Origin of the sequence: Pseudolysinimonas sp. (assembly GCF_051954455.1) — a bacterium.
Classification (GTDB): domain Bacteria; phylum Actinomycetota; class Actinomycetes; order Actinomycetales; family Microbacteriaceae; genus Pseudolysinimonas.
Genome location: NZ_JBQCHS010000001.1, coordinates 40,458 through 49,529, shown reverse-complemented (window position 1 = coordinate 49,529; position 9,072 = coordinate 40,458). Strand labels below are relative to the sequence as shown.

The following is a 9,072-nucleotide window of genomic DNA, read 5'->3' as shown; positions in this document are numbered from 1 at the left end:
TCCGTGTCTTCCTATGTCCTAGAAACCGTCAGGTCAGACGTTCTCGTCGTCGTAGCCGCCGTAGAAGTGCGCGCCGTCGAAGCCGGGCACGCTGTCCTTCAGCGACAGGCCCATCTCGGTGAGCTTGTCCTTGACCTCGTCCACCGACTTCTGGCCGAAGTTGCGGATGTTCATGAGCTGCGTCTCCGACAGCGCGACGAGCTCCGACACGGTGTTGATGCCCTCGCGCTTCAGGCAGTTGTAGGAGCGCACGGACAGGTCGAGGTCCTCGATCGGCATGCTGAGCTCGCTCGACAGCACCGCGTCGACCGGCGCGGGGCCGATCTCGATGCCCTCGGCCGCGGCGTTCAGCTCGCGGGCGAGACCGAACAGCTCGACCAGGGTGCGGCCGGCCGACGCGATCGCGTCGCGCGGGCTGATCGCGGCCTTGGTCTCGACGTCGACCACGAGACGGTCGAAGTCGGTGCGCTCACCGGCACGGGTGGCCTCGACGCGGTAGGTGACCTTGAGCACGGGCGAGTAGATCGAGTCGATCGGGATCTGGCCCGCCTCGCTGAACTCGCTGCGGTTCTGAGTCGCCGACACGTAGCCGCGGCCGCGCTCGATGGTGAGCTCGAGCTCGAACTTCGCCTTGTCGTTGAGCGTCGCGATGACGAGGTCCGGGTTGTGGATCTCGACCCCGGCCGGCGCCGAGATGTCGGCGGCGGTGACGACGCCCGTGCCCTGCTTGCGCAGGTAGGCGGTGATCGGCTCGTCGTGCTCGCTCGAGACCGTCAGGTTCTTGATGTTGAGGACGATCTCGACGACGTCCTCCTTGACACCGGGGATGGTGTCGAACTCGTGCTGGATCCCGTCGATGCGGATGCTGGTGACCGCCGCGCCCGGGATGGACGACAGCAGGGTGCGACGCAGCGAGTTGCCGAGGGTGTAGCCGAAGCCCGGCTCGAGCGGCTCGATGACGAACCGCGAGCGGAACTCGGAGATGTTCTCCTCGGAGAGGGTGGGACGCTGTGCGATGAGCACGGGTGCTTCCTTTCGGCGAGGGCGTCCGCCATATGACGCCCACGTGAGGTACGGCGGGTGGCTGGGCCGCCGGGATGTGGAGTTGTGAAAGTCGTGGGGCGCGCATGAGGCGGGAGCCCGCAGGCCCCCGCCTCATCGCGTCAGACGCGGCGGCGCTTCGGCGGGCGGACGCCGTTGTGCGCCTGCGGCGTCACATCGTTGATCGAGCCGACCTCGAGACCCGCGGCGGTGAGCGATCGGATCGCGGTCTCGCGACCCGAGCCCGGGCCCTTGACGAAGACGTCGACCTTCTTCATGCCGTTCTCCTGCGCCTTGCGCGCGGCCGACTCGGCGGCCATGCCCGCGGCGTACGGGGTCGACTTGCGCGAACCCTTGAAGCCGACGTCGCCGCCGGAGGCCCAGGCGATGACCGCACCCGACGGGTCGGTGATCGAGACGATCGTGTTGTTGAACGTCGACTTGATGTGGGCCTGGCCCACGGCGATGTTCTTCTTCTCCTTGCGGCGCGGCTTGCGGCCGGCGGAGGCCTTGGGAGTGGCCATTACTTCTTGCCTGCCTTCTTCTTACCGGCGACGGTGCGCTTCGGGCCCTTGCGGGTGCGGGCGTTGGTCTTGGTGCGCTGGCCGCGGACGGGGAGCCCGCGACGGTGGCGGAGGCCCTCGTACGAGCCGATCTCGACCTTGCGGCGGATGTCGGCCTGGACCTCGCGGCGGAGGTCGCCCTCCACCTTGTAGTTGCCCTCGATGAAGTCGCGGAGGGCGACCAGCTGGTCGTCGGTGAGGTCCTTCACGCGGATGTCGCCGGAGATCCCGGTCTCCTTCAGCGTGGCGAGGGCGCGGGTGCGACCGACCCCGTAGATGTACGTGAGTGCGACCTCCACGCGCTTGTCGCGCGGGATGTCGACACCGGCGAGACGTGCCATGTCGGCAGTTCCTTACTCGGTATCCGGAGGTCTGTGCCTCACCGGTGCTCGGGCCTCCGGACCCGGGGTGTCACGCCGCTCGCGGCGATCCTGGTGACGCTTTGTTGTTCAGTTGCGGTGGTGCGGTCTCAGCCCTGGCGCTGCTTGTGGCGGGGGTTGGACTTGCAGATGACCATGACGCGACCGTTGCGACGGATCACCTTGCAGTGGTCGCAGATCGGCTTGACGCTGGGGTTGACCTTCATGTTGCTTCTTCTCTCGCTGTCATCGTGAACCCGGCGGCGGTGGCCGGCGGGATCCGTTACTTCTCAGCGACTGCTGGTGCTACTTGTAGCGGTAGACGATCCGACCGCGCGTGAGGTCATAAGGGCTGAGCTCCACGATCACGCGGTCCTCGGGGAGGATGCGGATGTAGTGCTGGCGCATCTTGCCGGAGATGTGGGCGAGGACCTTGTGTCCGTTGCTCAACTCCACGCGGAACATCGCGTTGGGAAGAGCTTCGAGCACCGAGCCCTCGATCTCGATGACGCCGTCCTTTTTGGCCATACTGCGGTGAATCAGCTCCAGAAGTCTGCTGGTCGTGCGGGATTGGGACGTCTGCAGAGCGCAGACACCAAGGGTCAACAGTACGGGATCGCGCAGTATTCCGCCAGTCGGCGCGGCTACGCGGCCGACGCGCCGAGACCGCGGGAGCTCAACGCGGCCGAGATCCGGTGTGCGACCTCGTCCATCGAGCCGAGTCCGTCGATCTCGACGAGCAGCTCGCGCTCGCGGAAGATCCGCAGCAGCGGCTGCGTCTCGCGGAGGTAGACCTCCTGACGGTGCCGGATCGCGTCCTCGGAGTCGTCGGCGCGGCCCTCCTGAGACGCGCGGAGCGTGAGCCGGCGGATCAGCTCCTCCGGGTCGGCGACGAGCTGCAGCACCGCATCGAGGACGTGGCCGTGGCTCGCGAGCAACCCGTCGAGGTAGGCGACCTGGTCGGGCGTGCGCGGGTAGCCGTCGAGGAGGAAGCCGCCGTGGGCGTCCGCCTGCTCGAGACGGTCCTTGACGAGTTCGTTGGTGAGCTCGTCGGGCACGTAGTCGCCGTTGTCGACGATCGCCTTGACCTGCTTGCCGAGCTCGGTCTGCTCCGCGATGTTCCGGCGGAAGATGTCGCCGGTCGAGATCGTGGGAACGCCGAGCTGCTCCGAGATGCGCGCCGCCTGCGTGCCCTTGCCCGCGCCGGGCGGGCCGACGATGAGCAGGCGCACGCCGCTCTGAGGGGTCAACGCAGCAGTCCCTCGTAGTGCCGCTGCTGCAGCTGGGAGTCGATCTGCTTCACCGTCTCGAGGCCGACGCCCACCATGATGAGGATGCTCGTACCGCCGAACGGGAAGTTCTGGTCGGCGTTGATGAGCGCGAGCGCGATCAGCGGGATGAGGGCGACGAGGCCGAGGTAGAGCGACCCGGGCAGCGTCACGCGGGTGAGCACGTAGTCGAGGTACTCGGCGGTCGGCCGCCCCGCGCGGATGCCGGGGATGAAGCCGCCGTACTTCTTCATGTTGTCGGCGACCTCGTCCGGGTTGAACGTGATGGCGACGTAGAAGTAGGTGAATCCGACGATCAGCAGGAAGTAGACCGCCATGTAGATGGGGTTGTCGCCGCGGGTCAGGTTGTTGTTGATCCACTCGACCCAGGCCGGGTTGTTGCCTGTGCTCGACTGGCTGAACTGCGCGACGAGCGCGGGCAGGTACAGCAGCGACGAGGCGAAGATGACCGGCACGACGCCCGCCATGTTGACCTTGATCGGGATGTAGGTGTTGTTGCCGCCGTAGGTGCGTCTGCCGACCATGCGCTTGGCGTACTGCACCGGGATCCGGCGTTGCGACTGCTCGACGAAGATGACCGCGACCAGGATCGCGAGACCCACGATCACCACGCCGATCACGAGTTCCACGCCGTTCGGACCGCCCTGCGTGTAGACCTGCTGCATCGACGGGATGAACCGCGACGCGATCGAGGTGAAGATCAGGAGCGACATGCCGTTGCCGATGCCGCGCTCGGTGATGAGCTCGCCCATCCACATGATGAGGCCGGTGCCCGCGGTCATGCTGATGACCATGAGGCCCATGGCGAAGTAGACGAACGGCTGCGGCGGGAGCGCGAGGATGCTGTCGCCTGAGCAGGTCGCGTCGGTCGTGCCGAAGAGTGCGCCCGAGTTGGCGACGGTGATGAGGGTCGTCGACTGCAGGAGCCCGAGGCCGATGGTCAGGTAGCGCGTGTACTGCGTGAGCTTCGCCTGGCCCGCCTGGCCCTCCTTGTAGAGGGTGTCGAAGTGCGGGATGACCACGCGCAGCAGCTGCACGATGATCGACGCCGTGATGTACGGCATGATCCCGAGCGCGAAGATCGAGAGCTTGAGGAGCGCCCCGCCGCTGAACAGGTTGACGAGGTCGTAGAGGCTGCCCTGGTCGCCGGAGATGCTGTCGAGGCACTTCTGGAGGCCGGTGAAGTTGACGAAGGGCGCCGGGATGAAGGAGCCCAGCCGGAACAGGGCGATGATGGCGAGCGTGAAGAGGATCTTCGTACGGAGATCCGGAGTGCGGAAGATCCGCGCGATCGCGCTGAACACGTCGCCTCCCGGGATGTCGTGGGACGGGTCCCGCCGGACCCGGTTCGGCGGCCCCCGGAGGGGCCGCCGTCCCGAATGGTTGCGGTGGAGCCGGTGCTACTTGACCGAGCCGCCGGCGGCGACGATCTTCTGCTCCGCGGAGCTCGAGACCTTGTCGACCGCGACGTTCAGCTTAACCGAGATGTCGCCGGTGCCGAGCACCTTCACCTTCTCGTTCTTGCGCACCGCGCCCTTGGCGACCAGGTCGCCGATGGTCACGTCACCGCCCGAGGGGTAGAGCTCCGCGAGGCGGTCCAGGTTCACGACCTGGTACTCGACGCGGAACGGGTTCTTGAACCCGCGGAGCTTCGGCGCGCGCATCACCGAGTTGAGGTTGCCGCCCTCGAGGCCGACGCGCACCTGGTAGCGGGCCTTGGTGCCCTTGGTGCCGCGACCGGCCGTCTTGCCCTTCGAGCCCTCACCGCGGCCGACGCGGGTGCGGTCCTTCTTGGAACCGGGCGCCGGGCGCAGGTGGTGCGCCTTGAGGATCTGCGGACGGGACTCCGACGGAGCCGCCTTCTTCGCGGCGGCCTTGGCCGGAGCCTTGGCCGACGGCTTCTCGGTCGACGCCGCCGCGGTCTCGTCGCTCGGCGCGGCCTTCGCGGCCGACGCCTTCGCGGTCGGCTTCTTCTCGGCGGCCGGCTTCTCCGCCGACGCCGCCTTGGTGGCGGGCGCCTTCGCGGCGGACGCCTTGGACGGAGCCTTCTTCGCGTCCGCGGGCTTCTCCGCAGCGGCAGGCTTCTTGGCCGCACCCTTCTCGCCGGACGCCGTCGCCGAACTCGGCTCGCGGGCTGCCTTCTTCTCGGTCTCTTCAGCCATCAGTCAATCTCCTCGACCTTCACGAGGTGGGCGACCGTGCGGACGTAGCCGCGGTTGGCCGGGGTGTCCTCGCGGACGACGGTGTCGCCGATCCGCTTGAGACCCAGGCTCCGCAGCGTGTCGCGCTGGTTCTGCTTCTCGCTGATTACGGACTTGGTCTGCGTGACCTTCAGACGCGCGGCCATCAGGCACCTGCCTTCGCGGTGTTGTACACGCCCTGCGCCGCGGCGCGGTCGTCGGCCTCGGCGCGCACGAGGCGCTCCGGGGCGACGTCCTCGAACTCGAGGCCGCGACGGGCGGCGACGGCGCGCGGCTCCTCGAGCTGACGCAGCGCCTCCACCGTCGCGTGGACGATGTTGATCGTGTTCGACGAGCCGAGCGACTTCGACAGCACATCGTGGATGCCGGCGCACTCGAGGACGGCACGGACCGGGCCGCCCGCGATGACGCCGGTACCGGCGGCGGCGGGACGCAGCAGCACGACGCCGGCCGCGGCCTCGCCCTGCACCGGGTGCGGGATCGTCTTGTTGGTGCGCGGGACGCGGAAGAAGTTCTTCTTCGCCTCCTCGACGCCCTTGCTGATCGCCAGCGGGACCTCGCGCGCCTTGCCGTAGCCGACGCCGACGGTGCCGTTGCCGTCACCCACGACGACGAGCGCCGTGAAGCTGAAGCGACGGCCGCCCTTGACGACCTTGGAGACGCGGTTGATGGTCACGACGCGCTCGAGGAACTGGCTGTCGCCGCGGTCCCGCGAGTTGCGGTCGTTGCGCTGACCGCGGTCGCGGCCCCCGCGACGGCCGTCGCGCTCGTTCTGGTTCGAGATGGTGCCCGCAGCGGTCTCGACGACCTGACCCTCATTGACGGTCTCGGTGGTGGAGCTGGTGTCGCTCGCGGTCTTGTTCTCGGTGTTCGACGTGTCGGTCACAGGCTCAGCCCTCCCTCACGGGCACCCTCGGCGATTGCCGCGACGCGTCCCGCGTACTTGTTGCCGCCGCGGTCGAACACGACGGAGTCGATGCCGGCCTTCTTGGCGCGCTCGGCGACCAGCTCGCCGACCTTGCGGGCCTTGGCGGTCTTGTCACCGTCGAATCCGCGGAGGTCGGCCTCCAGGGTCGACGCGAAGGCCACGGTGTGGCCCTTGGTGTCGTCGACGACCTGCACGAAGACGTGGCGGGCCGACCGGGTCACGACGAGACGCGGGCGCTCGGCGGTGCCGGCGATGTTCTTGCGCAGTCGCGCGTGGCGACGGTTCCGCTGCGCGGACTTGCTCTTGGCGGTCTTGCCGCCCGCCAGGTGGCGCTGTGCGGTCATTACTTCCCACTCTTTCCGGCCTTGCGGCGCACGACCTCGCCGGCGTAGCGCACACCCTTGCCCTTGTAGGGCTCGGGCTTGCGCAGCTTGCGGATGTTCGCGGCGACCTCGCCCACGGCCTGCTTGTCGATGCCGCGGACGGTCAGCCTGTTGTTGCCCTCGACCTCGAACGAGATGCCGGCGGGCGGGTCGACCGTGATCGAGTGCGAGTAGCCGAGCGCGAACTCGATGGAGCTGCCCTTGGCCTGCACCCGGTATCCGGTGCCGACGACCTCGAGGCCCTTGGAGTAGCCCTCGGTGACGCCGATGATCTGGTTCGCGATGAGCGTGCGGGTGAGGCCGTGGAGCGACCGCGACTCGCGCTCGTCGTCGGGACGGGTGACGAGCACCTGGCCCTCCTTGAGCTCGACCGCGATGGGGCTCTTGACCGTCAGGCCGAGCTCGCCCTTCGGGCCCTTGACCGCGACGGACTGGCCGTCGATGGTCACGGTGACACCCGCGGGCACGTCGATGGGGAGACGTCCGATACGAGACATGTCAGGTCACCACACGTAGGCGAGGACTTCCCCACCCACGCCCTTCTTGGTCGCCTCGCGGTCGGTCAGCAGACCGGACGAGGTGGAGAGGATGGCCACGCCGAGGCCGCCCAGCACGTGGGGGATCTCGGTCGACTTCGCGTACACGCGCAGGCCGGGCTTCGACACGCGCTTGATGCCGGCGATCGACCGCTCGCGGTTCGGGCCGTACTTCAGGTCGATGGTGAGGGTGGAGCCGACGCGAGCGGCCTCGACCTTCCAGCCCGAGATGTAGCCCTCCTTCTGGAGGATCTCGGCGATGTGGGTCTTCAGCTTGCTCGACGGGAGCGACACGGTCTCGTGGTACGCGCGGTTGGCGTTCCGGAGACGGGTCAGCATGTCGGCGACCGGGTCGGTCATCGTCATGGGACGTTCTTCTTTCTGCTATCTGGTATCGGCTCGGGGTCCACCCCGGCCGACCTGGATGGGTGGGTGCGGACGGCGGTCAGGCCGCCGCGTCCTGGTTCCGGAAGGGGAAGCCGAGCTGGCGCAGGAGCGCGCGACCCTCGTCGTCCGTCTTCGCGGTGGTCACGACCGTGATGTCGAAGCCGCGCACGCGGTCGATCTGGTCCTGGTTGATCTCGTGGAAGATCGACTGCTCGGCCACACCGAAGGTGTAGTTGCCGCGGCCGTCGAACTGCTTGTCGCTGAGGCCGCGGAAGTCGCGGATGCGCGGGAGCGCGAGCGAGAGCAGACGGTCGAGGAACTCCCACGCCCGGTCGCCGCGCAGCGTCACGTGGGCGCCGATCGGCATGCCCTCGCGCAGCTTGAACTGCGCGATGGACAGACGGGCCTTGGTGACCTGCGGCTTCTGACCGGTGATGAGGGTGAGGTCCTTGACGGCTCCCTCGATCACCTTCGAGTCGCGGGCGGCCTCGCCGACACCGGTGTTGACCACGATCTTCACGAGACCGGGGACCTGGTGCGGGTTGGTGAAGCCGAACTCCTTCGCGAGCGCCGGGGCGATCTCGGAACGGTACTTCTGCTTAAGGCGGGGCTGGATCTTGCCAGTCTCCGCGGCAGTCGCGGTAGCCATGTCTAGAACTTCTCTCCGGACTTCTTCGCGTAACGGACGCGAACGGTCTTCTTCACGCCGTCCTTCTCCACCGTCTCCTCGCGGAAGCCGACGCGGGTCGGCTTCTTCGTCTTGGGGTCGATGAGCTGGACGTTCGAGATGTGGATGGGGGCCTCGTGCGTCTCGATGCCACCCGTCTTGGTGCCGCGCTGGGTCTGTCCGACCTTCACGTGCTTGGTGACGTAGTTGACGCCCTCGACGACGACGCGGTCCTGGTCCTTGAGGACCTCGATGACCTTGCCCTGCTTGCCGCGGTCGCCGCCGCGGTCCTGCGACGGGCCGCTGATGACCTGCACCAGGTCGCCCTTGCGGATGTTCGCCATGACTAAATGACCTCCGGGGCCAGCGAGATGATCTTCATGAACCGCTTGTCGCGGAGCTCGCGACCGACGGGTCCGAAGATGCGGGTGCCGCGCGGGTCGCCATCCGACTTGAGGATGACGGCGGCGTTCTCGTCGAACTTGATGTAGGAGCCGTCGGGACGACGGACCTCCTTCTTGGTGCGCACCACGACCGCCTTGACGACGTCGCCCTTCTTGACGTTGCCGCCGGGGATCGCGTCCTTGACGGTCGCGACGATGACGTCACCGAGGCTCGCGTAGCGACGGCCGGAACCGCCGAGCACGCGGATGGTGAGCAGCTCCTTGGCGCCGGTGTTGTCGGCGACCTTGAGGCGGGACTCCTGCTGGATCATGGC

At 67.8% G+C, this 9,072-nt stretch carries 16 protein-coding genes; all 16 read right to left on the bottom strand.

What is annotated here, in order from left to right; translation table 11 throughout:
• Positions 1 to 33 precede the first annotated feature (33 nt).
• Positions 34 to 1,023: a DNA-directed RNA polymerase subunit alpha gene (locus ACTHM3_RS00280; protein WP_440404073.1), complete on the bottom strand. Its 990-nt coding sequence runs from the start codon at positions 1,021 to 1,023 to the stop codon at positions 34 to 36.
• A gap of 140 nt (positions 1,024 to 1,163) precedes the next feature.
• On the bottom strand, positions 1,164 to 1,565 hold the full coding sequence (gene rpsK, locus ACTHM3_RS00275) for a 30S ribosomal protein S11 (protein ID WP_284254411.1): 402 nt from the start codon (positions 1,563 to 1,565) through the stop codon (positions 1,164 to 1,166).
• Positions 1,565 to 1,945 (bottom strand): 30S ribosomal protein S13, encoded by a 381-nt coding sequence (rpsM, locus tag ACTHM3_RS00270; protein WP_440404072.1) that lies wholly within the window; start codon positions 1,943 to 1,945, stop codon positions 1,565 to 1,567. Before rpsM ends, rpsK begins: the two co-directional genes overlap by 1 nt.
• A 128-nt stretch (positions 1,946 to 2,073) precedes the next feature.
• The gene (gene rpmJ, locus ACTHM3_RS00265; protein ID WP_055821300.1) at positions 2,074 to 2,190 is read right to left on the bottom strand and encodes a 50S ribosomal protein L36; all 117 of its coding nucleotides are present in this window, start codon (positions 2,188 to 2,190) and stop codon (positions 2,074 to 2,076) included.
• A 79-nt stretch (positions 2,191 to 2,269) separates the two neighbouring features.
• Positions 2,270 to 2,491 (bottom strand): translation initiation factor IF-1, encoded by a 222-nt coding sequence (gene infA / locus ACTHM3_RS00260; protein WP_100365313.1) that lies wholly within the window; start codon positions 2,489 to 2,491, stop codon positions 2,270 to 2,272.
• A gap of 116 nt (positions 2,492 to 2,607) precedes the next feature.
• Positions 2,608 to 3,213 carry an adenylate kinase gene (locus tag ACTHM3_RS00255; RefSeq protein ID WP_440404071.1) on the bottom strand — a complete coding sequence of 202 codons (606 nt, stop codon included), beginning with the start codon at positions 3,211 to 3,213 and terminating at the stop codon, positions 2,608 to 2,610.
• A complete protein-coding gene (secY, locus tag ACTHM3_RS00250; protein ID WP_440404070.1) occupies positions 3,210 to 4,556 on the bottom strand; it encodes a preprotein translocase subunit SecY in 1,347 nt (448 codons plus the stop codon). Before secY ends, ACTHM3_RS00255 begins: the two co-directional genes overlap by 4 nt.
• Before the next feature lie 96 nt (positions 4,557 to 4,652).
• Positions 4,653 to 5,414 (bottom strand): 50S ribosomal protein L15, encoded by a 762-nt coding sequence (gene rplO / locus ACTHM3_RS00245; RefSeq protein ID WP_440404069.1) that lies wholly within the window; start codon positions 5,412 to 5,414, stop codon positions 4,653 to 4,655.
• Positions 5,414 to 5,599: a 50S ribosomal protein L30 gene (rpmD, locus tag ACTHM3_RS00240; protein ID WP_284254405.1), complete on the bottom strand. Its 186-nt coding sequence runs from the start codon at positions 5,597 to 5,599 to the stop codon at positions 5,414 to 5,416. The genes rplO and rpmD overlap by 1 nt, the downstream gene beginning before the upstream one ends.
• Positions 5,599 to 6,237, bottom strand: a complete 639-nt coding sequence (gene rpsE / locus ACTHM3_RS00235) for a 30S ribosomal protein S5 (protein WP_440404140.1) — start codon at positions 6,235 to 6,237, stop codon at positions 5,599 to 5,601. Before rpsE ends, rpmD begins: the two co-directional genes overlap by 1 nt.
• A gap of 98 nt (positions 6,238 to 6,335) precedes the next feature.
• Positions 6,336 to 6,725 carry a 50S ribosomal protein L18 gene (gene rplR / locus ACTHM3_RS00230; RefSeq protein ID WP_440404068.1) on the bottom strand — a complete coding sequence of 130 codons (390 nt, stop codon included), beginning with the start codon at positions 6,723 to 6,725 and terminating at the stop codon, positions 6,336 to 6,338.
• The gene (rplF, locus tag ACTHM3_RS00225; RefSeq protein ID WP_440404067.1) at positions 6,725 to 7,261 is read right to left on the bottom strand and encodes a 50S ribosomal protein L6; all 537 of its coding nucleotides are present in this window, start codon (positions 7,259 to 7,261) and stop codon (positions 6,725 to 6,727) included. Before rplF ends, rplR begins: the two co-directional genes overlap by 1 nt.
• 6 nt (positions 7,262 to 7,267) lie before the next feature.
• Positions 7,268 to 7,666: a 30S ribosomal protein S8 gene (gene rpsH / locus ACTHM3_RS00220; protein ID WP_440404066.1), complete on the bottom strand. Its 399-nt coding sequence runs from the start codon at positions 7,664 to 7,666 to the stop codon at positions 7,268 to 7,270.
• Positions 7,667 to 7,745: 79 nt separating this feature from the next.
• On the bottom strand, positions 7,746 to 8,336 hold the full coding sequence (rplE, locus tag ACTHM3_RS00215; protein WP_440404065.1) for a 50S ribosomal protein L5: 591 nt from the start codon (positions 8,334 to 8,336) through the stop codon (positions 7,746 to 7,748).
• Between the two features lie 2 nt (positions 8,337 to 8,338).
• Entirely contained in the window at positions 8,339 to 8,698 is a 360-nt protein-coding gene (gene rplX / locus ACTHM3_RS00210) for a 50S ribosomal protein L24 (RefSeq protein WP_440404064.1), read from the bottom strand.
• 2 nt (positions 8,699 to 8,700) lie between these two features.
• Positions 8,701 to 9,069 carry a 50S ribosomal protein L14 gene (rplN, locus tag ACTHM3_RS00205; protein ID WP_440404063.1) on the bottom strand — a complete coding sequence of 123 codons (369 nt, stop codon included), beginning with the start codon at positions 9,067 to 9,069 and terminating at the stop codon, positions 8,701 to 8,703.
• Between the last annotated feature and the right edge of the window lie 3 nt (positions 9,070 to 9,072).

What these genes read in the sequence shown, in the direction of transcription:
- rpsK (WP_284254411.1), bottom strand. Translation starts at nt 1,565, where the DNA reads ATGGCCACTCCCAAGGCCTCCGCCGGCCGCAAGCCGCGCCGCAAGGAG.
- rpsM (WP_440404072.1), bottom strand. Translation starts at nt 1,945, where the DNA reads ATGGCACGTCTCGCCGGTGTCGACATCCCGCGCGACAAGCGCGTGGAG.
- rpmJ (WP_055821300.1), bottom strand. Translation starts at nt 2,190, where the DNA reads ATGAAGGTCAACCCCAGCGTCAAGCCGATCTGCGACCACTGCAAGGTG.
- infA (WP_100365313.1), bottom strand. Translation starts at nt 2,491, where the DNA reads ATGGCCAAAAAGGACGGCGTCATCGAGATCGAGGGCTCGGTGCTCGAA.
- rplO (WP_440404069.1), bottom strand. Translation starts at nt 5,414, where the DNA reads ATGGCTGAAGAGACCGAGAAGAAGGCAGCCCGCGAGCCGAGTTCGGCG.
- rpmD (WP_284254405.1), bottom strand. Translation starts at nt 5,599, where the DNA reads ATGGCCGCGCGTCTGAAGGTCACGCAGACCAAGTCCGTAATCAGCGAG.
- rplR (WP_440404068.1), bottom strand. Translation starts at nt 6,725, where the DNA reads ATGACCGCACAGCGCCACCTGGCGGGCGGCAAGACCGCCAAGAGCAAG.
- rplF (WP_440404067.1), bottom strand. Translation starts at nt 7,261, where the DNA reads ATGTCTCGTATCGGACGTCTCCCCATCGACGTGCCCGCGGGTGTCACC.
- rpsH (WP_440404066.1), bottom strand. Translation starts at nt 7,666, where the DNA reads ATGACGATGACCGACCCGGTCGCCGACATGCTGACCCGTCTCCGGAAC.
- rplE (WP_440404065.1), bottom strand. Translation starts at nt 8,336, where the DNA reads ATGGCTACCGCGACTGCCGCGGAGACTGGCAAGATCCAGCCCCGCCTT.
- rplX (WP_440404064.1), bottom strand. Translation starts at nt 8,698, where the DNA reads ATGGCGAACATCCGCAAGGGCGACCTGGTGCAGGTCATCAGCGGCCCG.
- rplN (WP_440404063.1), bottom strand. Translation starts at nt 9,069, where the DNA reads ATGATCCAGCAGGAGTCCCGCCTCAAGGTCGCCGACAACACCGGCGCC.